Origin of the sequence: Metapseudomonas otitidis (genome assembly GCF_011397855.1) — a bacterium.
Classification (GTDB): domain Bacteria; phylum Pseudomonadota; class Gammaproteobacteria; order Pseudomonadales; family Pseudomonadaceae; genus Metapseudomonas; species Metapseudomonas otitidis.
In genome coordinates this window covers 2,607,630-2,626,504 of the sequence record NZ_AP022642.1, presented here as the reverse complement: position 1 = coordinate 2,626,504, position 18,875 = coordinate 2,607,630, and the positions used below count along the sequence as shown (strand labels likewise).

Genomic DNA, 18,875 nt, shown 5'->3' with positions numbered 1-18,875 from the left:
AGCCGCTTTTCAGCCCTTCACCGCACCGGCCGTGAGGCCGCGCAGGAAGTACTTGCCGGCGAATACGTAGACGAGCAGGGTCGGCAGGCCGGCGATCATCGCGGCGGCCATGTCGACGTTGTATTCCTTGGCCCCGGTGCTGGTGTTCACCAGGTTGTTGAGGGCCACGGTGATGGGCTGGCTGTCGCCGCTGGCGAACACCACGCCGAAGAGGAAGTCGTTCCAGATCTGGGTGAACTGCCAGATCAGGCAGACCATGATGGTCGGCACCGACATGGGCAGCAGGATGCGCCCGAAGATGGTGAAGAACCCCGCGCCGTCGAGCCGCGCCGCCCGCACCAGGGCATCGGGGATGCTCACGTAGAAGTTGCGGAAGAACAGCGTGGTGAAGGCCAGGCCGTACACCACGTGCACCAGCACCAGGCCACCGGTGGTGTTGGCCAGCCCCAGCTTGCCGAGGGTGAAGGAGGCCGGCAGCAGCACCACCTGGAACGGCAGGAAGCAGCCGAACAGCAGCGCACCGAAGAACAGCTGCGAACCGCGGAAGCGCCACATGGACAGCACGTAGCCGTTGAGCGCACCGAGCAGCGTGGAGATCAGCACCGCCGGCACGGTGATCATCACCGAGTTCCAGAAATAGCCGCCGACGCTGGCCCAGGCCTTGGTCCAGCCGATCAGGGTGAAGGCATCCGGCAGGGACAGCAGGTTGCCGGCGCGGATGTCGTCGGGGGTCTTGAAGCTGGTCAGCAGCATCACCACCAGCGGCACCAGGTAGAGGGCGCAGGCGACGATCAGGGTGGCATGGATGGCCAGGCGGCTGACGCTGAGCGGGGACTTTCCGGCCAGGCTAGTCATGGCGCTTGTTCCTCAGTTCGGAATACAGGTAGGGCACGATGATCGCCAGCACGGCGCCGAGCATGAGCATGGCGCTGGCGGCACCGAGGCCCATCTGCCCACGGGTGAAGGTGTGGGCGTACATGAACATCGCCGGCAGGTCGGAGGCGTAGCCGGGGCCGCCGGCGGTCATCGCCGCCACCAGGTCGAAGCTCTTGATGGCGATGTGGGCGAGGATCATCAGCGCGCTGAAGAACACAGGGCGCAGGCTCGGCAGGACGATGCGCAGGTAGATGGTCGGCAGGCTGGCGCCGTCCACCTGGGCGGCACGGATGATCGACTGGTCGACCCCGCGCAGGCCGGCGAGGAACAGCGCCATGACGAAGCCGGAGGATTGCCACACGGCGGCGATCACCAGGCAGTAGACGACCCGCTCCGGGTCCACCAGCCAGTCGAGGCGGAAGCCTTCCCAGCCCCAGTCGCGCAGCAGCTTGTCCAGGCCCAGGCCGGGGTTGAGCAGCCACTTCCAGGCGGTGCCGGTGACGATCATCGACAGCGCCATGGGGTACAGGTAGACGGTGCGGATGAAGCCTTCGCGGCGGATGCGCTGGTCCAGCAGCACGGCGAGGAACACGCCGATCACCAGGCTGATGGTGATGAACAGCCCGCCGTACACCAGCAGGTTCTGGCTCGCCACCCACCAGCGGTCGTTGTCCCACAGGCGCTGGTACTGCTGCAGGCCCACCCAGTTGTAGCTGGGCATGAAGCGCGAGTTGGTGAAGGACAGGACGAAGGTCCAGAGGATGTAGCCGTAGAAGCCCACCAGCACGATGAGCATGCTCGGCGCCAGCACCAGCTTGGGCAGCCAGCGCTGTAGCGCATCCAGCGGTGAGGCCTTGGCGAAGACGGCGGTCGAACTCATGGGTCGCTCCGGGTTGGCAGGTGGCGCGCGCTGAGGCGCGGGAAATTCGGCACGGCCGGGCCTGCAGCGCAGGCAGCGGGGCCTGCGCCGTGGGCGGGTCAGTCGGCGGTTACTGGACGGCCTGGATCGCGGCAGCCAGTTGCTGGGCGGCCTTCTTCGGGTCGGCGGCGGGGTCGTTGAAGAAGTTGGTCACCACGTCGAACACCGCGCCCTGCACGTAGCTGGAGGCGGCCATGCCGTGGGACAGGCTGGGCTGCAGGCCGTTGCCGGCAGCGGCGGCCTTGAAGTCCTTCATGGACTGCTGGGCGCAGGCGTCGAAGCTGGACATGTCCTGGTCCAGGCGCACCGGGATCGAGCCCTTCTCCTGGTTGAAGAACTGCTGGAACTGCGGCTCCATCACCGTCCGCGCCAGGTCGTTCTGGGCCTTGCGGTTCTCCGCATCGCTCAGCTTGAACATGGCCAGGGAGTCGATGTTGTAGGCGAAGCTGCCCTGGGTGCCGGGGAACGGCAGGCACTGGTAGTCCTTGCCCGCCACCTTGCCGGCGGCAGTCCACTCGCTCTTGGCCCAGTCGCCCATGATCTGCATGCCGGCCTTGCCGTTGATCACCAGGCCAGTGGCGCTGTTCCAGTCACGGCCGGCGGCGTCGGCGTCGATGTAGCCGCGCAGCTTCTTCAGCGCGGCGAAGGCCTGGACCATGGGCTCGCCGGTGAGGGTCGCCTTGTCCTGCTCGACGAAGGCCTTGTGGTAGCCCTCGGGGCCGAGGATGGCGAACACCAGGTCCTCGAACACGGTGCCGTCCTGCCAGGGCTGGCCGCCGTGGGCGACGGGGATGAAGCCGGCGGCCTTGAGCTTGTCCGCGGCGGCGAAGAACTCGTCGAGGGTGGTGGGCGGCGTGGCGCCGGCCTTCTTGAACACCTCGGGGTTGATCCACAGCCAGTTGACCCGGTGCACGTTCACCGGCACCGCCACGTAGTGGCCGTCGTACTTCATGATGCTGGCCACCTGCTTGGGCAGCAGCGTGTCCCACTTGCCCTCCTCGGCCACCTCGTCCATCTCGGTGAGCAGGCCCAGCTCGCCCCATTCCTGGATGTCGGGGCCCTTGATCTGCGCCGCCGAGGGCGGGTTGCCGGACACGGCGCGGGTCTTCAGCACCGTCATGGCCGCCTCGCCACCGCCACCGGCGACGGCGAAGTCCTTCCAGGTGTGGCCTTTCTCTTCGACGAGCTTCTTCAGGGTGTCGGCCGCGCGCTTTTCGCCGCCGGAGGTCCACCAGTGCAGGACTTCCACTTCGCCGGCGAGGGCGGACAGGGGGAACAACGAAGCGAGGGAGATGACAGCAGTCAGGCGAGACAGAGCATTCATGGGCAATACCTTGTTGTTCTTATTGGTCATGCAAGTCGGTGCTTGCGCTGACCAGCAGTCTAAACACGCCCCGAAAGGCCCTGGGTAACAAAGGGATTGTCGATGGTCACGGGGCCGTTACAAAGCGCCGTGTGAACGCAAACGCCTGACCGGCTTGGCAAAATCCGCAACCCGACACAGAAGCGCCGCACCTCCACGGCCCCTCCCCTGGCGCCCGTCGGTACGCGACCGGGTGCCCCGCTCCCTGCCAGCACCCCTAGGGGCCCTAGGGGGAATCCCTATATCGAGCCCCCCAGGCGCGACCTATCTTTGCGCTCAATCCGCATCTCACAGGACGTGTCCCGTGCTGGCCTACTCCCTCCTCTGCCTCGCCCTCCTCCTCGGCTTCGCCGGCCTCGGACTCGGCCAGCCCTGGGTCACCGGAGCCGGCCTGGCCCTGGCGGCGGTCGCCGCCGTTGCCTTGCGTCCACGCAGTGCGCCGCCGACTCGCGCCCCTCAGCTGGATGACCTGCCGAGCGCGCCGGTGCAGGCCGATTGCGTGCCGCTGCTGACCAGCGTGCTGCCAGCCTGGGGGCAGAACCTCGGCCAGGTGCGCGAGCTGGTGTCCAGCAACATCGGCCAGCTGTTCCAGCACTTCTCCAGCCTCGCCCAGCGCCTGGACCAGACGCTGCAACGCTCGGAGAACGTGGTGGGCGGCTCCGGCGTCGCCGACAACCTGCGCCATGCCCAGCAGCGCCTGGACGAGGTCACCACCGCCTTCCACAAATCCGCCGATCGCAAGACCGAACTGCTCAACACCATCGGCCACCTGGACAGCTACGCCACCGAGCTGCAGAGCATGTCCAAGCACGTCCAGGACATCGCCAGCCAGACCAACCTGCTGGCCCTCAACGCCGCCATCGAGGCCGCTCGCGCCGGTGACTACGGGCGTGGCTTCTCGGTGGTGGCCGACGAGGTGCGCAAGCTCTCCAGCCTCTCCGCCGAGACCGGCCAGCGCATGGTGGAGAAGGTCGGCGAGATCAACCAGGCCATCCGCGGCACGGTCAACGCCGCCGCCGAGCTGTCCAACAGCGAGGAAAACAACCTGCGCTACCTGGACCAGGTGGCCGGGGAAATCATGAAGGACCTGGGCGCCAACCTCGACGAGCTGGCTGAGAGCGCCATCGCCCTGCAGCAGGACGCCCGCACCACCCAGGGCGACATCCAGCAGATCATCGTCGGCATGCAGTTCCAGGACCGCACCGACCAGATGCTCGACCACCTGCAGCACGACATCGAGCGCCTGCGCCAGGCCGTGCAGAGCCAGGACCCGATCCTCGGCGAGCCCCATCGCTGGCTGGCCGAGCTGCGCCGGCAGTTCACCACCGACGAAGAACGCACCGGCCGGCGCGCCAAGCCGGCCGACAACGAAGTCACCTTTTTCTGATCCGGGAGCCACACATGAGCAAGACCATCCTCATCGTCGACGACTCATCCTCGATGCGACAGCTGGTGAAGATGACCCTGGGCGGCGCCGGCCACCAGGTCATCGAAGCCGTCGACGGCCGCGACGCCCTGACCAAGCTCAACGGGCAGAAGATCAACCTCATCATCAGCGACGTGAACATGCCCAACCTGGACGGCATCAGCCTGGTGAAGGAGATCAAGAACAGCAAGGACTACCGCTTCACCCCCATCGTCATGCTCACCACCGAGAGCGAGCAGGCGAAGAAGGCCGAAGGCCAGGCCGCCGGCGCCCGCGCCTGGATCGTCAAGCCGTTCCAGCCGCAACAGCTGCTGGCCGCCGTCGAGAAGCTGGTGGGTTGAGATGCTCACGGTCCATGTGAAAGCCCCGGGGCACCTCGAACTGGAGGGCAGCCTGACCATCTACGAGGTGGCCGACGCCCACGCCGAGCTGACCGCGCGGCTGGCCGAGCAGGCGGCCGACCAGCCCTGGCGGCTGGACCTGCACGCCCTGGAGGACCTCGACAGCGCCGGCCTGCAACTGCTGCTGGCGCTGCGCCGGCAGGTGCTCGGCAACGGCGCCATGCTGGTCATGGAAGGTATCCAGGGCGGCCCCCTGGAACTCATCACCCTGCTGCGTCTGGAGCACCTGCTCCCGGCCGCCGCCACACCCACGGCCTGAGCGGAGACCGCCATGCTCAACGGAGACCAGTGGAGCCAGCTGCTGCAGGGGTTCATCGAGGAAGCCCGCGACCTCAGCCAGCAGGCCGAGGAATACCTGCTGCAGCTGGACCAGCAGCCCGACGACGCCGAAGCCATCAACGGCCTGTTCCGCGCCATGCACACCCTCAAGGGCTCGGCCGGGCTGTTCTCCCTGACCCCGCTGGCCAGCTTCACCCACCACCTGGAAAACCTGCTGATGGCGGTGCGCGACGGCCAGCGCCGCCTGGAGCCGTCGCTGGTCTCGCTGATGCTGCGCTGCCTCGACGAGATCGTCTCGATGATCGCCCTGATCGACGCGGAGACCGGCGAGTTGCCGGTGGACGAAGCGCACCAGGCCGAGCTGCTGGCCGCCCTGGCGGCGCACCTGGGCGAGCCCCTGGCCAGCGCACCCGAGACGCACGAAGCGCCGGCAGCCGCCCAGGAAGAGCGCGGCAGCGGCGCCTGGCACCTGTCGCTGCGCTTCGACGGCGACCTGCTGCGCAATGGTTTCGACCCGATGTCGTTCATCCAGTACCTGGGGCGCCTGGGCACGGTCACCAGCCTGGAAGTGCTCGACGACAGCCTGCCGCCCTTCGCCGAGATGGACCCGGAAACCTGCTACCTGGGCCTGGAGATCGACCTGGACACCCCGGCGAGCAAGGCCGAGATCGAGGACGTCTTCGAGTTCATCCGCGACTTCTGCACCCTGCGCATGCTGCCGCCGGCCAGCACCCTGGACGATTGCCTGCGGCTGATCCAGGCCCTGCCGGAAGCCGACGAGCGCATCGGCGGCATCCTCGTCGCCGCCGGCCTGCTCACCGAACACGAACTGCAGCAGGGCCTCGCCGTCCAGGCCAGCGCCCCGGCGGAGAAACCGCCCCTGGGCGCGGTGCTGGTGGAACAGGGCCTGGTGGCGCCCCAGGCGGTGGACGCCGCCCTCGCCCGCCAGCAGAAGAGCCGCCGCGACGGCGAGCGCCGTGCGCCGAATACCGAAAGCACCTTGGTGAAGGTGGCAGCCCACAAGCTCGACGAACTGATCAACCTGGTGGGCGAGCTGGTGATCAGCGCCGCCGCCGCCCGCATGCAGGCCCAGGAGCATGGCAACCCGCTGTGCCAGGAGAGCGCCCAGACGGTGAACCAGCGCGTGGAGCAGATCCGCGAGGCAGCGCTGAAGCTGCGCATGATCGAGATCGGCGACACCTTCAACCGCTTCCACCGGGTGGTGCGCGACGTCAGCCAGCAACTGGGCAAGGACATTCGCCTGGAGATCAGCGGCGCCGATACCGAGCTGGACAAGACGGTGATCGACAAGCTCGCCGATCCCCTTACCCACCTGGTGCGCAACGCCATCGACCACGGCATCGAACCCGCCGAACAGCGCCTGGCCGCCGGCAAGAGCGCCGAGGGTCACCTGGGCCTGAACGCCTTCCACGAGTCCGGGATGATCGTCATCGAGGTCAGCGACGACGGGCGCGGGCTGAACACCGCGCGTATCCGCGAGAAGGCCATCGAGCGCGGCCTGCTGGACCCGCAGGCCAACCCGCCGGAACACGAGGTGCAGCGGCTGATCTTCGCCGCCGGCTTCTCCACCGCCGATAACGTCTCCGACCTCTCCGGCCGGGGTGTGGGCATGGACGTGGTGCGCAGCGCCATCGAGGCCCTGCGCGGCAGCATCGAGATCGACTCGCGGCCCGGCCAGGGCTGCGTCTTCCGCATCCGCCTGCCGCTGACCCTGGCCATCATCGACGGCTTCCTGGTGAGCCTGGGCGGCGAGCATTTCGTGGTGCCGCTGAACCTGGTCACCGAGTGCCTGGAGCTGGACGAGACGCGCCTCGGCCGCCGTGCCTACGGCCACATCGAACTGCGCGGCCGCCCGCTGCCCTGCATCGACCTGGCCGCCCACTTCGATCTGCCGAGCAGCCCCCACGGTCGCCGCAACATCGTGGTGGTCAGCCTCGGGCGGCGCCAGGCCGGTCTGATCGTCGACGAGCTGCACGGCGAGCTGCAGACGGTGATCAAGCCCCTCGGCCTGCTCTTCGAACACCTGCGGGGCATCAGCGGCTCCACCATCCTCGGCTCCGGCCAGGTGGCGCTGATCCTCGACATCGCCAGCCTGCTCCAGCACCTGCAACAGAACGCGGACGCAGAACCGCGCGCCCTCGCCAATCCCGTACCAGCACGGCCCGATCTCGCGGGCCAGTAGGAGAGCCTCACCATGCAATTCGTCCGCAACATGAAAATCGGGGTCCGGCTGATCGCCGGCTTCTCCCTGGTGGTGCTGCTCACCGCCGCGGTGGGTGGGCTGGGTATCGTCAACCTGTCCAAGGTCAACGACCTCACTGACAAGATGTACCTCGGCGAGGTCGGCGCGCTGAAGACCATGATGAAAGCCAACATGGACCTCATCTACACAGGCCGTCACTTGCGCAGCAACCTGCTGGCCACCACCCAGGACGACCGCCAGCGCACCGCTGACCAGGTGGAAAGCTCGCTGAAAAGCCTGCACCAGAACCTCGACAAGGCCCGCGACAGCTTCAAGAGCGAACAGTCCATCGCCAAGCTGGCGCAGATGGAGGCGAGCCTGAACGAGTACGAGGATGTGGTGCGGCGCATGCTGGCCCTGAACCGCAATGCGCCGCTGGCGGAGGCCACCGAGCTGACCGCGCTGATGCCCGAGCTGCGCCAGCACGGCAATGCGGCCGACAAGCTGCTCACTGACCTGGTCGACCAGAAGGACGCCCGCGCCAAGGAAGCCAACGACGCCATCACCGAGATCTACCTCGGCTCGCGCACCCAGTTGATCACCCTGATGGCCATCGCCGCGGTGCTCGGTTTCGCCATCGGCATCTTCGTCACCCGCTCCATCACCCGCCCGCTGAATCGCGCGGTGGCGGTGGCCGACAACCTGGCCGAGGGTGACCTGTCCACCGAGATCGAGGTGGACAGCCGCGACGAGACCGGCCGCCTGCTGGCCTCCATGCAGCACATGACCGAGCGCCTGCGCACCGTCATCAGCGACGTGCGCAGCGCCGCCGACTCGCTGTCCTCGGCCTCCGAGGAAGTCAGTGCCACCTCCCAGTCCCTCAGCCAGGCCGCCACCGAACAGGCCGCCAGCGTCGAGGAAACCACGGCCTCGGTGGAGCAGATGTCCGCCTCCATCGCGCAGAACACCGAGAGCGCGCAGATCACCGACGGCATCGCCGGCAAGGCCGCCAACGACGCCGTGCAGGGTGGCCAGGCGGTGGGCGAGATGGTTCAGGCGATGAAACAGATCGCCAACAAGATCGGCATCATCGACGACATCGCCTACCAGACCAACCTGCTGGCCCTCAACGCCGCCATCGAAGCCGCCCGCGCCGGGGACCACGGCAAGGGCTTCGCGGTGGTCGCCGCCGAGGTGCGCAAGCTCGCCGAACGCAGCCAGGTGGCCGCCCAGGAGATCGGCGGCGTGGCCAGCAACAGCGTGCAACTGGCCGAGCAGGCCGGGCACCTGCTGGACGAGATCGTGCCGAACATCCAGAAGACCTCCGACCTGGTGCAGGAGATCACCGCCGCCTCCCGCGAGCAGAGCACCGGCGCGTCGCAGATCAACATCGCCATGGGCCAGATGAACCAGATCACCCAGCAGAACGCCTCCGCCTCCGAGGAGCTGGCCGCCACCGCCGAAGAGATGAACGCCCAGGCCGGGCAGCTGCTGGAGCTGATCAACTACTTCCGCCTCGAAGCCAACGCTGCGCGGTCGGCGGCGCCGACACGGGCCGAGCGCCCTGCCGCCGCCGTGCGCGAATTGCGCCGGCCGACCACTGCCGTGGCCCGCAAGCCCCAGCCGGTGGCCGACGAAGGCCACTTCGTGAACTTCAACTGAGGGGGACGGCATGAGCGAACTCCAGGCAGTCCTGGCCAGCGAGGCGGAGGAAAGCGTGCAGCACCTGTCGTTCCGGGTGCGTGACGCGCGCTACGCGCTGCCCATCGACCTGGTGCGGGAGATCATCGAATACGGCCAGGTCACCACCGTGCCGATGATGCCGGTCTTCATCCACGGGGTGATCAACCTGCGCGGCAACGTGGTGCCGGTGATGGACCTGGCAGCGCGCTTCGGCCAGGACCTGAGCGTGCCGAACAAGCGTACCTGCATCGTCATCATCGAGCTGGACCTGGACGAACAGCACCAGCGCATCGGCCTGGTGGTGGACGCGGTGGACGCGGTGCTGGACATCGAGCCCGACCAGGTGGAGCAGGCGCCCCCCTTCGGCGCCGGCATCCGCACCGACTTCATCGCCGGGATGGCGCGGGACGAGCGCGGCTTCACCATCATTCTCGACGTGCGGCGCGTGCTGTCGCTGGAGGACATCCGCCAGTTGAGCCTCGCCCAGCAGGCCGGCTGATGCCCCACCAGCACCTGCCCAAGCTCAGCGACGCCGACTTCCGGCAGTTGCAACAGCTGATGCTGGAGGCTTCGGGCATCCACATGACCGACCAGAAGCGCATCCTCATGGCCGGCCGCCTGATGGGCCGGCTGCGGGCGGTGGGCGCGGGCACCTTCACCGATTACCTGCGCCTGCTCGGCGACCCCGCCAACCAGGACGAGCGACGCCTGGTGGTGGACCTGCTGACCACCAACGAGACCTATTTCTTCCGCGAGCCGCAGCACTTCAAGATGCTCGGCGAATGGGCCGCCCACCAGCGCAAGCCGCTGCACCTGTGGAGTGCGGCCAGCTCATCCGGCCAGGAGGCCTTCAGCATGGCGATGACCCTCGCCGAACATGCCCGGACCAAGGACTGGTCCATCTTCGCCAGCGACCTCAGCCTGCGCATGCTGGAAAAGGCCCGCAGCGCCACCTACCCCATGGAGCAGGCCGAGCACTTCCCCCCCGGCTGGCTGCAGCGCCACTGCCTGCGCGGCGTGGAGGAAAGCGCCGGGCTGTTCCGCATCAGCCAGGCGCTGCGTCATCGGGTGATGTTCGCCGAGCTCAACCTGACCCGGCCGATCCCCCGGGAGATCGGCCCCTTCGACGTGATCTTCCTGCGCAACGTGCTGATCTACTTCGGCCAGGACGAGAAGCGCGGCATCGTCGAGCGGCTGGTGGAGCGCTTGCGCCCGGAGGGCCTGTTCTTCATCGGCCACGCCGAAAGCCTGCACGGCTTCAAGCTGCCGCTGCGGGCGGTCCGCCCCTCGGTCTACCAACGCACATGAATCCGGCCAGGGGGAACGCCGCCATGATCAAGGTTTTCATCGTCGATGACTCGGCCCTGGTGCGCCAGGTGCTCACCGCTTGCCTCGACAGCCACCCTGGCATCCAGGTGATCGGCCAGGCCGCCGACCCGCTGTTCGCCCTGGACAAGATGCGCAAGCAATGGCCCGACGTGCTGGTGCTGGACGTGGAGATGCCACGCATGGACGGCATCACCTTCCTGCGCAAGATCATGGCCGAGCGCCCGACCCCGGCGATCATCTGCTCGACCCTGACCGAGAAAGGCGCGGCGGTGACCCTGGATGCCCTCGCCGCCGGTGCCGTGGGGGTGTTCACCAAGGCCCGGCAGGGGCTGAAGGACAGCCTGCAGCAGATGTCCGGCGAGTTGATCCGGCAGATCGAGGCCGCCGCCCGCAGCCGCCCGCATGCCATGCCCAGCACCGCCGTGCCGGCCGCCGCCCCTCCCAAGGAGGCGCCCGCTCCCCGTCCCACCGCCCTGTCCACCACCGACCGAGTGGTGGCACTGGGCACCTCCACCGGTGGCACCCAGGCCCTGGAAGTGGTGCTGCGCCAACTGCCGGTGGACTGCCCGGGGATCGTCATCGTCCAGCACATGCCGGAGAAGTTCACCGCCGCCTTCGCCCAGCGTCTGGACAGCATCTGCGCCATCGACGTGCGGGAGGCAAAACACATGGATCGGGTGCGCCCGGGGCTGGCGCTGGTGGCCCCCGGGGGCAAGCACATGCAGCTCAAGCGCAGCGGTGCCCAGTACCTGGTGGAGGTGCTCGACGGCCCGCCGGTGAACCGCCACCGACCTTCGGTGGACGTGCTGTTCCGCTCGGTGGCGCGCCACGCCGGGCACAACGCCATGGGCGTGATCATGACCGGCATGGGCGACGACGGCGCCCGTGGCCTGCTGGCCATGCGCGAGGCCGGCGCCCGCACCGTGGCCCAGGACGAGGCCAGCTGCGTGGTGTTCGGCATGCCCAAGGAGGCGCTGCGCATGGGCGCGGCCCAGGTGACGGAACCGCTCGGCCGTCTGTCGGAAGTGATAGTGCAGTACGCCCGCGGTCAGCCCAGCGCCCGCGCTCAAGAAAGCGCACGCTAGGGCCTTCCGCTCCCCGGCCATCGATGATGGCCGGTTGCTACCGTTCGTCCGGACCAAAGAGGCGAACTTTTGCGATCGGTGCTACTCCGTAGCTGTACGGCCTGCCCTTTTTCAGGGCACGCCGCACGTCTGGAGTACCCGAGTCTCGCAATGAGCAAGGAGCGCCCATGACCTGTCGACTGCTATTGGCCGACGACCACGCCCTGATCCGCGTGGGTGTCCGCGCCATGGTCAACGAACTGGAAGGCTACGAAGTCGTCGGCGAAGCGGAGGATGGCGAACAGGCCGTCGCCATGGCCGAGCGGCTGCGACCCGACATCATCCTCCTGGACATCTCCATGCAGGGCCTCGACGGCCTCGAAGCCCTGCAGCGCCTGGGCCACCAGGTGCCGGAATCCCGCGTGTTGATGCTCTCGATGCACGCCGAGGCGGAGCTGGTGCTGTCCGCCCTGAAGAAGGGCGCCTGCGGTTACCTGCTCAAGGATGCGGCCATGTCCGAACTGCACATGGCCCTGAAGGCCGTGGACCGGGGCCAGTGCTACCTGAGTTCCGCCGTGGCGCAACCGGTGATCGAACAGGCCCTGGCGACCCAAGACGAGGTGGACGCCGAGCTGACCCAGCGCCAGGTGGAGATCCTCCGGCTGATCTGCCGGGGCGCCTCGACCCGGGCCATCGCCGACGGGCTGGGTCTGAGCGTGAAGACGGTGGAGGCGCACCGGGCGCAGATCATGAAGCGCCTGGACATCCACGATGTGCCCGGGCTGGTCCTCTACGCGGTGCGCAAGGGCATCATCCGGGCGGACGACTGACCCTCACTGCACCTGGGTGTCGCCCTGTTGGGCGAGCCCGAAGGTCTGCCGCCACCACTGCCCCACCTGGCAGGTGGCCAGGGCGCGGGTGCTGCAGGCACCGCTGGAGAGCGCCTGGCGCAAGCCGTCGATGTCGGCGCGGTTCACGTAGGCAATCGCATCCTCCATGTCCATCGGGTCGCCGAAGCCGCCGGCACGCATCTCTTCCAGCGCCTGGTTGCGGCTCCAGCCCTGCAGCAGGATGCGGTACATGGCCGCCATCAGCCCGGTGCGGTCACGCCCGTGCTTGCAGTGCATCAGCACCGGGCCACGGCCTTCGGCCTGCTGCACCACGCGCATCACCTGCAGCACGTCGTCATCGCTGACCCGGTCGGCGTGCAGCGGGATGCTCACCCGCTCCACCGGGCTGTCGCCCAGCCATTCGCGGTCGTCGTCCTTGATGAAGCTGATCACCGTACGCACCCCCAGGCCATTGAGCTGGGGCAGGTCGCCACGGCTCGGCAAGGCGCTGCGGTAGAGGGTCGGGGTCATGCGGTAGAGGTTGATCGCCGGGTTCACCGGGGTGGCCCAGGTGGGGCCGGGGATCGGGCTGCCGGGGGTGTCCAGGGATAGCGTACGGGCCTGGGCGGCGGTGACGCAGAGCAGCAGGAGCGCTGCCACGGCGGCGAAGGTGAGGGAGAAGCGGGGGCCTCGGGACATGGGCGCTTCCTCGTTCAGGTCGCGCACAGACTGGCCAATGGGCCGTAAAGCGCCCATCAAAAGATCGTGAAAAAAACGTTGACCCACCTGCGGACCGATGGGTGCCACGGAGGGGGGTGGCTGGTCTAGAATCCCTACGCATAAATCCGACTGCGCCCTATCAGTCCATGGATATACAAAGCCGTACCCAGCTCCTGCGTGCCCTGATCGACCAACTCAGCGAGGAACACCCTCGCGATGCCCGCCACCTCGACGGCGACCCCCAGCGGGTGCTGATCGGCCTGCGCGACCTCGATGAACTCGGCCTCATCCACGCCCAGCTCGACTGGTCCGACACCTGTGACGCCCAGGGTCGCCTGCTTGTCGATGCACGGGCCATCACCCTCACCCGCCGAGGCATCGCCTTCCGCCAGGGTTGAGCCCTACTCCACCGCTGACAGTTCGGTGTTGAGCGACATCGAGGTGTAGGGGCGGTCGTCGAAACGCCGGTACTTCTCCAGCCACGCCGCATAGGCCTCGCCGTCCCCTGCGTAGCGACCGCTGCTGCGGTAGCGCAGGCCGTCCACCAGGCGCCGCTCGATCACCGCCGGGTGTGCCGGGTGGCGCTGGGTGGTGAACAGGTACACGGTGCCGTCGCGCTCGTTCTTGATGATGGTCACCTGGTTCGACGAGGAATAACGGATCGCCGGCAGGGTCAGCGCGCGGTTGTAGTCGGCCCGCCATTGCTGCTCGCTGATGGGCGCCGGCAGGCTCGGGGTTGCCTGGGCCTCGGCGGCGTTGTCGCCGGCACCGAACAGCCCGAGCAGGAATGCGAAGATCGTGTCCATGATGTGCCCCTCGTGAGGTCCCTACCTGGGTGAGAGGCGCAGCGCCCTCCCCGGTTCAGTAAATATATGTGCCGCCCGCTTGCGGGCCCCTTCTGCTCAACCGGCCTGAACCAATCCCGCCTCCGGGGTTCGATCTTTCATCACCGCCCGGCAGCCAGGCCGGGTCCCGTCGATGAACCGGAGGCCCCATGCACACCCCCCACGCCCGCAATGCCCTGCTCCCTCGTATTCTGGGCGTCGCCCTGCTGGCCATGGCCATTGCGCTGGTGGTGGGTGGCGGCCAGCTCATCGGCCTCGGCGGCTCCTGGTACTACCTGCTGGCCGGGCTCGGCGTGGGCGCCAGCGCCCTGCTGCTGCTCACCCATCGTGGCCAGGCGCTGCTGGTATTCGCCGCTGTGCTGGCGGGCTCCACTGTATGGGCCTGGTGGGAAGTACGCCTTGACTGGTGGCAACTGGTGCCGCGCCTGGCGCTGTGGTTCGTCGTCGGCCTGGTGCTCTGGCTGCCCTGGGTGCGCAACAGCCTGGCGGATGCCGGGCGCCTGCCGGCCAACGCCCTGCTGGTGGCCCTGGTGCTGGCCGGGGGCACGGCGCTGGCCGCGCAATTCACCGAGCCGCATCGCTTCCCCGGCATGATCGACCGCGCGGCGCCGGCCAGCGCCACGGCGACGCCGCCTGCCCAGCCCGCCGGAGACTGGCAGGCCTACGGTCGCAGCAACGCCGGCGACCGATATTCGCCCCTGGACCAGATCACCCCGGAGAACGTCGACCAGCTGGAGCTGGCCTGGAGCTACCGCACCGGCGACCTGCCCGGCCCCGACGACCCGCAGGAGACCACCGCCGAGAACACCCCGCTGAAGGCCAACGGCCTGCTCTACGTGTGCACACCCCACAGCCAGGTGATCGCCCTCGACCCGGACAGCGGCCGGGAGATCTGGCGCTTCGATCCGAAGATCAGCACCCAGGACGCCGACAGCTTCAAGGGCTGGGCTCACATGACCTGTCGCGGCGTCGCCTACCACCAGCAGGACACCCCCGGCAGCGGCCAGCGCTGCGAACGCCGGCTGTTCCTGCCCACCGCCGACACCCGCCTGATGGCCCTGGACGCCGACGACGGCAAGCCCTGCGAGGCGTTCGGCGACAAGGGCTCCATCGACCTCACCCAAGGCATCGGCAGCTTCACCCCCGGCGGCTACTACTCCACCTCGCCGCCCGGCGTCAGCCGCGACCTGGTGATCATCGGCGGGCACGTGACCGACAACGTCTCCGAGGACGAACCCTCCGGCGTGATCCGCGCCTACGACGTGCGCGACGGCCACCTGGTGTGGAACTGGGACCCGGGCAACCCCGACGACACCGCGCCGCTGGCCGAGGGCCGCACCTACACCCGCAACTCGCCGAACATGTGGTCGGTCATGAGCCTGGACGAGGAACTGGGCCTGCTCTACCTGCCCATGGGCAACCAGACGCCGGACCAGTGGGGCGGCCGCCGCACCCCGGCCTCCGAGACCTACAGCGCCGGCGTCACCGCCCTGGAGATCGCCACCGGCAAGGTGCGCTGGACCTTCCAGATGACCCACCACGACCTCTGGGACATGGACGTCGGCGGCCAACCGACCCTGGTGGACCTGCCGGGGCAGAAGCCCGGCGACGCCCCGCGCCCGGCGCTGATCGCCTCCACCAAGCAGGGCAGCCTCTATGTGCTCGACCGACGCACCGGCCAGCCCATCGTCCCGGTGAAGGAAACCCCGGTGCCCCAGGGCGCCGCCAAGGGCGACTTCACTGCCCTCACCCAGCCCATGTCGGCCCTCAACCTGATGCCGCCGCCCCTGCGCGAGCGGGACATGTGGGGCGGTACACCGTTCGACCAGATGCTCTGCCGCATCCAGTTCCGCTCCCTGCGCTACGAGGGCATCTACACCCCGCCCTCCGAGCAGGGCAGCCTGGTCTATCCGGGCAATTTCGGCGTGTTCGACTGGGGCGGGATCGCCGTCGACCCGGTGCGCCAGGTCGCCTTCCTCAACCCCAACTACATGGCCTTCACCTCCCGGCTGATCCCCGCCGAGCACGCCCGGGACGAGCCGGCGCGCAAGAGCGAGATCGAAGGCGTGCAACCCAACACCGGCGCGCCCTTCGGCGCCGTGCTGGCGCCCCTGCTCTCGCCCCTCGGCCTGCCCTGCCAGAGCCCGCCCTGGGGCTACGTGGCCGGGCTGGACCTGACCACCCTGGAGATCGCCTGGAAGCACAAGAACGGCACCGTGCGCGACAGCTCCCCGCTGCCGTTGCCCTTGCCCATGGGCGTGCCCAGCCTGGGCGGGCCCATCGTCACCGCCGGGGGCGTCGCCTTCCTTGCCGGCACCCTCGACCAGTACCTGCGGGCCTACGACCTGCGTACCGGGGAGCAGCTGTGGCAAGGCCGCCTGCCCGCCGGCGGCCAGGCCACCCCCATGACCTACACCGGCAAGGACGGACGCCAGTACGTGCTGGTGGTGGCCGGCGGCCACGGCTCGCTGCACACCCGCCAGGGCGACTACGTGCTGGCCTTCGCCCTGCCCCGGCGTTGACCATGGGGCGCCTGCTCGGCCTCGCGGCCCTGGCCTTGCTCACGGGCTGCACGCTACGGCCGCCCGCCCCGCTGCAACTCGTGGTGGGCTGCAGCGGCCCCACCTGCCCGGGCCTGCTGCGCTATGCCTTCGATCCCCAGTCGGGCCGTCTGGAGGCGAGCCCGGCGCAGCGCCTGCCCCTGGCCAATGCCACCTGGCTGGTGGTCGACCCTGGCCGGCCCCTGCTGTTCGCCGTCGACGAGCAAACCCAGGGGCGCGTGAGCAGCCTGGGCATCGGCGCCCGGAGCGAGCTGACGGTGCTCGACAGCGTCGACAGTGGCGGCGCCGAGCCCACCTACGCCAGCCTCAGCGAGGATGGCCGTGCCCTGTTCGTCGCCCACTACGCCACCGAACCCCGGCCCGGCGGCAGCCTGTCGTTGCTGCCGGTATCGGACGAGGGCCGCCTGGGCCCAGTGCGACAGCGCTGGCGCCAGACCTTCGAGCAACCGGGTTCGCTGCGCCAGGGTTCCTCCCACCTGCATGCCGCCGTGGCCATCGACCGGCAGCTGCTGGTCACCGACCTGGGGGCGGACCGGGTGTATGCCTTCGACTACCGCAGCACCGCGAAGGGCCCGACGCTGACGCCCGCTAATCCCCCCTACCTGGCCGTACCGACGGGCAGCGGCCCGCGCCACCTGGTGTTCGACGCCCGTGGCCGGCACGGCTACCTCAGCCTGGAACTCGGCAACCAGGTCGCCCTGCTGGAGCGCCAGGGCACACGGCTCACCTACCGTGGGCAGGTGGACCTCGACCCCGCACCGGCTGCCGGCGACAACCGCCTGGGGGCCCTGCACCTGTCGCAGGACGGGCGCTTCCTCTACGTGGCCCGGCGCGGGCTACACAACCAGATCGTGACCTACCGGGTGCACGAAGATGGCGGCCTGGACGAACTCCAGCGCCACGACAGCGGCGGCGAAGAGCCGAGGGAGTTCACCCTCTCCCCCGACGGACGCTTCCTGCTGGTGGCCAACCAGCGCAGCGACCGCATCACCGTCCTGCGCCGCGACCCGGCCAGCGGACGCCTGCAGGAGGTGGTGCAGCAGCTGCCGACACCGGCGCCGGCCACCTTGCGCTTCCTGCCCTGATCAGGCAGCGCGGGCCACGCTGCCGCACAGCCGGGCACAGGCCTCGCAGGCATCGGCACAGGCCAGGCACCAATCCGGGTCATGGCGCTGGCACTCCTGGGCGCAGAGCCGGCACAGCGTCGCGCAGAAGTGGCCGAACGGCGCCGCCTGGGGGCTCTCCGCCGTCACCAGCTCGGTCATCACCAGGCAGGTGTCCGCGCATTCGCGGCCCAGTTCGACGCAGCGCTCGAGGTCCTCGCCGCTTTCGTCCAGGCGGCTTTCGCTGACCAGCCGGGAACAGGCCTCGATGCAGGCCCGGCAGGCTTCAAGACAGGCTTCGCGTGGTGTTTCCATGGGCATTCTCCTGGGTTCGATACAGGTTCGGTGTCTGCAACGCTCCCGGGTTCCCGTCGGCCGACCGGCTGTCACGCCGTTTGTGGCCACGGGCGTCTAGCATTCAGACGTGATGGGATTCACACTTCGCTTCCCTTCCGGAGAGCACGCATGGATACACCGACCGACCGCCCAAGCCCTTGCGCCCACTGCCGTGACGGCAACGCACTCGACTTCGACTTCAGCATGGCGTTCCAGCCCATCGTGGACCTGCGCGACGGCAGCCTGTTCGCCTACGAAGCCCTGGTGCGCGGGCTCGACGGCCAGGGCGCGGGCAGCGTGCTGGAGCGGGTCACCGACGCCAATCGCTACGCCTTCGACCAGGCCTGCCGGGTGAAGGCGGTGGAGCTGGCCGCGCGCCTGGACGTGCCCTGCTTCGTCAGCATCAACTTCCTGCCCAACGCCGTGTACCAGGCTGCCACCTGCATCCGCGCCACCCTTGAGGCCGCACGCCGCTTCGGCTTCCCCACCAGCCGGCTGATCTTCGAGATCACCGAGGGCGAGGAGCTGGTGGACAAGGCCCACCTGAAAAGCATCATCGCCGAGTACCGCAAGCAGGGCTTCAAGACCGCCATCGACGACTTCGGCGCCGGCTATTCCGGCCTCAACCTGCTGGCCGAGTTCCAGCCGGACATCATCAAGCTGGACATGGCGCTGATCCGCAACATCGACCAGGACCCGGTACGCGAGGCCATCGTCCGGGGCATTCTCGGCGTCTGCCAGGCACTGTCCATCGAGGTCATCGCCGAGGGGGTGGAGACCGACGAGGAGTTGGCCAAGCTCCGGGCGTTGGGTGTTCACCTCTACCAGGGCTTCCTGTTCGCCCGACCGGCGTTCGAGCAGTTGCCGGAGGTGAGGTGGCCGGCGGCCTGACCCGCTGCGCAGAAGCCGAGCAGTTCTTCCTCCAGGGCGCGGCCCG

At 68.6% G+C, this 18,875-nt stretch carries 19 protein-coding genes; 13 read left to right on the top strand and 6 right to left on the bottom strand.

Annotation, left to right across the window (positions count from 1 at the left end):
- Positions 1-9: 9 nt before the first annotated feature.
- From PotMrB4_RS12175 to PotMrB4_RS12165, 3 genes are all read right to left on the bottom strand, one after another.
- Positions 10-855 carry a carbohydrate ABC transporter permease gene (locus tag PotMrB4_RS12175; protein ID WP_044406521.1) on the bottom strand — a complete coding sequence of 282 codons (846 nt, stop codon included), beginning with the start codon at positions 853-855 and terminating at the stop codon, positions 10-12.
- Positions 848-1,756 (bottom strand): carbohydrate ABC transporter permease, encoded by a 909-nt coding sequence (locus tag PotMrB4_RS12170; protein WP_172433410.1) that lies wholly within the window; start codon positions 1,754-1,756, stop codon positions 848-850. Before PotMrB4_RS12170 ends, PotMrB4_RS12175 begins: the two co-directional genes overlap by 8 nt.
- Positions 1,757-1,865: 109 nt before the next feature.
- Positions 1,866-3,119 carry an ABC transporter substrate-binding protein gene (locus PotMrB4_RS12165; protein ID WP_172433409.1) on the bottom strand — a complete coding sequence of 418 codons (1,254 nt, stop codon included), beginning with the start codon at positions 3,117-3,119 and terminating at the stop codon, positions 1,866-1,868.
- Positions 3,120-3,462: 343 nt separating this feature from the next.
- Between PotMrB4_RS12165 and PotMrB4_RS12160 the strand changes: the two genes are divergently transcribed.
- From PotMrB4_RS12160 to PotMrB4_RS12120, 9 genes are all read left to right on the top strand, one after another.
- The gene (locus tag PotMrB4_RS12160) at positions 3,463-4,545 is read left to right on the top strand and encodes a methyl-accepting chemotaxis protein (protein ID WP_172433408.1); all 1,083 of its coding nucleotides are present in this window, start codon (positions 3,463-3,465) and stop codon (positions 4,543-4,545) included.
- Positions 4,546-4,559: 14 nt separating this feature from the next.
- Complete coding sequence (locus tag PotMrB4_RS12155) at positions 4,560-4,925, top strand: response regulator (RefSeq protein ID WP_044406509.1); 366 nt, start codon at positions 4,560-4,562, stop codon at positions 4,923-4,925.
- A gap of 1 nt (position 4,926) precedes the next feature.
- On the top strand, positions 4,927-5,244 hold the full coding sequence (locus PotMrB4_RS12150; protein ID WP_172433407.1) for an STAS domain-containing protein: 318 nt from the start codon (positions 4,927-4,929) through the stop codon (positions 5,242-5,244).
- A gap of 12 nt (positions 5,245-5,256) precedes the next feature.
- Positions 5,257-7,467, top strand: a complete 2,211-nt coding sequence (locus tag PotMrB4_RS12145) for a chemotaxis protein CheA (RefSeq protein WP_172433406.1) — start codon at positions 5,257-5,259, stop codon at positions 7,465-7,467.
- 12 nt (positions 7,468-7,479) lie between these two features.
- Entirely contained in the window at positions 7,480-9,129 is a 1,650-nt protein-coding gene (locus PotMrB4_RS12140) for a methyl-accepting chemotaxis protein (protein WP_172433405.1), read from the top strand.
- Positions 9,130-9,139: 10 nt separating this feature from the next.
- On the top strand, positions 9,140-9,649 hold the full coding sequence (locus tag PotMrB4_RS12135; RefSeq protein ID WP_074972667.1) for a chemotaxis protein CheW: 510 nt from the start codon (positions 9,140-9,142) through the stop codon (positions 9,647-9,649).
- Positions 9,649-10,458: a CheR family methyltransferase gene (locus PotMrB4_RS12130; protein WP_172433404.1), complete on the top strand. Its 810-nt coding sequence runs from the start codon at positions 9,649-9,651 to the stop codon at positions 10,456-10,458. Before PotMrB4_RS12135 ends, PotMrB4_RS12130 begins: the two co-directional genes overlap by 1 nt.
- Before the next feature lie 23 nt (positions 10,459-10,481).
- Entirely contained in the window at positions 10,482-11,564 is a 1,083-nt protein-coding gene (locus PotMrB4_RS12125; RefSeq protein WP_172433403.1) for a protein-glutamate methylesterase/protein-glutamine glutaminase, read from the top strand.
- Positions 11,565-11,731: 167 nt separating this feature from the next.
- The gene (locus PotMrB4_RS12120; protein ID WP_172433402.1) at positions 11,732-12,373 is read left to right on the top strand and encodes a response regulator; all 642 of its coding nucleotides are present in this window, start codon (positions 11,732-11,734) and stop codon (positions 12,371-12,373) included.
- Positions 12,374-12,376: 3 nt separating this feature from the next.
- On the opposite strand, the gene PotMrB4_RS12115 is transcribed toward PotMrB4_RS12120, so the two are convergent.
- Positions 12,377-13,072, bottom strand: a complete 696-nt coding sequence (locus PotMrB4_RS12115) for a dual specificity protein phosphatase family protein (protein ID WP_172433401.1) — start codon at positions 13,070-13,072, stop codon at positions 12,377-12,379.
- 167 nt (positions 13,073-13,239) lie between these two features.
- On the opposite strand from PotMrB4_RS12115, the gene PotMrB4_RS12110 reads away from it, so the two are divergent.
- A complete protein-coding gene (locus PotMrB4_RS12110) occupies positions 13,240-13,491 on the top strand; it encodes a hypothetical protein (RefSeq protein ID WP_074972657.1) in 252 nt (83 codons plus the stop codon).
- Positions 13,492-13,494: 3 nt separating this feature from the next.
- On the opposite strand, the gene PotMrB4_RS12105 is transcribed toward PotMrB4_RS12110, so the two are convergent.
- Positions 13,495-13,899, bottom strand: coding sequence for a hypothetical protein (locus PotMrB4_RS12105; protein WP_074972655.1), 405 nt, complete (start codon positions 13,897-13,899; stop codon positions 13,495-13,497).
- Between the two features lie 188 nt (positions 13,900-14,087).
- On the opposite strand from PotMrB4_RS12105, the gene PotMrB4_RS12100 reads away from it, so the two are divergent.
- Entirely contained in the window at positions 14,088-16,460 is a 2,373-nt protein-coding gene (locus PotMrB4_RS12100; protein WP_172433400.1) for a glucose/quinate/shikimate family membrane-bound PQQ-dependent dehydrogenase, read from the top strand.
- Positions 16,461-16,462: 2 nt separating this feature from the next.
- Positions 16,463-17,584: a lactonase family protein gene (locus tag PotMrB4_RS12095; RefSeq protein ID WP_172433399.1), complete on the top strand. Its 1,122-nt coding sequence runs from the start codon at positions 16,463-16,465 to the stop codon at positions 17,582-17,584.
- On the opposite strand, the gene PotMrB4_RS12090 is transcribed toward PotMrB4_RS12095, so the two are convergent.
- Positions 17,585-17,917, bottom strand: a complete 333-nt coding sequence (locus tag PotMrB4_RS12090; RefSeq protein WP_172433398.1) for a four-helix bundle copper-binding protein — start codon at positions 17,915-17,917, stop codon at positions 17,585-17,587.
- A gap of 150 nt (positions 17,918-18,067) precedes the next feature.
- Here PotMrB4_RS12090 and PotMrB4_RS12085 point away from each other — a divergent pair, with 150 nt between their 5' ends.
- A complete protein-coding gene (locus PotMrB4_RS12085) occupies positions 18,068-18,829 on the top strand; it encodes an EAL domain-containing protein (protein ID WP_142009947.1) in 762 nt (253 codons plus the stop codon).
- The last annotated feature ends 46 nt before the right edge of the window (positions 18,830-18,875 follow it).

What these genes read in the sequence shown, in the direction of transcription:
- PotMrB4_RS12175 (WP_044406521.1), bottom strand. Translation starts at nt 855, where the DNA reads ATGACTAGCCTGGCCGGAAAGTCCCCGCTCAGCGTCAGCCGCCTGGCC.
- PotMrB4_RS12170 (WP_172433410.1), bottom strand. Translation starts at nt 1,756, where the DNA reads ATGAGTTCGACCGCCGTCTTCGCCAAGGCCTCACCGCTGGATGCGCTA.
- PotMrB4_RS12165 (WP_172433409.1), bottom strand. Translation starts at nt 3,119, where the DNA reads ATGAATGCTCTGTCTCGCCTGACTGCTGTCATCTCCCTCGCTTCGTTG.
- PotMrB4_RS12155 (WP_044406509.1), top strand. Translation starts at nt 4,560, where the DNA reads ATGAGCAAGACCATCCTCATCGTCGACGACTCATCCTCGATGCGACAG.
- PotMrB4_RS12150 (WP_172433407.1), top strand. Translation starts at nt 4,927, where the DNA reads ATGCTCACGGTCCATGTGAAAGCCCCGGGGCACCTCGAACTGGAGGGC.
- PotMrB4_RS12145 (WP_172433406.1), top strand. Translation starts at nt 5,257, where the DNA reads ATGCTCAACGGAGACCAGTGGAGCCAGCTGCTGCAGGGGTTCATCGAG.
- PotMrB4_RS12140 (WP_172433405.1), top strand. Translation starts at nt 7,480, where the DNA reads ATGCAATTCGTCCGCAACATGAAAATCGGGGTCCGGCTGATCGCCGGC.
- PotMrB4_RS12135 (WP_074972667.1), top strand. Translation starts at nt 9,140, where the DNA reads ATGAGCGAACTCCAGGCAGTCCTGGCCAGCGAGGCGGAGGAAAGCGTG.
- PotMrB4_RS12130 (WP_172433404.1), top strand. Translation starts at nt 9,649, where the DNA reads ATGCCCCACCAGCACCTGCCCAAGCTCAGCGACGCCGACTTCCGGCAG.
- PotMrB4_RS12125 (WP_172433403.1), top strand. Translation starts at nt 10,482, where the DNA reads ATGATCAAGGTTTTCATCGTCGATGACTCGGCCCTGGTGCGCCAGGTG.
- PotMrB4_RS12120 (WP_172433402.1), top strand. Translation starts at nt 11,732, where the DNA reads ATGACCTGTCGACTGCTATTGGCCGACGACCACGCCCTGATCCGCGTG.
- PotMrB4_RS12115 (WP_172433401.1), bottom strand. Translation starts at nt 13,072, where the DNA reads ATGTCCCGAGGCCCCCGCTTCTCCCTCACCTTCGCCGCCGTGGCAGCG.
- PotMrB4_RS12110 (WP_074972657.1), top strand. Translation starts at nt 13,240, where the DNA reads ATGGATATACAAAGCCGTACCCAGCTCCTGCGTGCCCTGATCGACCAA.
- PotMrB4_RS12105 (WP_074972655.1), bottom strand. Translation starts at nt 13,899, where the DNA reads ATGGACACGATCTTCGCATTCCTGCTCGGGCTGTTCGGTGCCGGCGAC.
- PotMrB4_RS12100 (WP_172433400.1), top strand. Translation starts at nt 14,088, where the DNA reads ATGCACACCCCCCACGCCCGCAATGCCCTGCTCCCTCGTATTCTGGGC.
- PotMrB4_RS12095 (WP_172433399.1), top strand. Translation starts at nt 16,463, where the DNA reads ATGGGGCGCCTGCTCGGCCTCGCGGCCCTGGCCTTGCTCACGGGCTGC.
- PotMrB4_RS12090 (WP_172433398.1), bottom strand. Translation starts at nt 17,917, where the DNA reads ATGGAAACACCACGCGAAGCCTGTCTTGAAGCCTGCCGGGCCTGCATC.
- PotMrB4_RS12085 (WP_142009947.1), top strand. Translation starts at nt 18,068, where the DNA reads ATGGATACACCGACCGACCGCCCAAGCCCTTGCGCCCACTGCCGTGAC.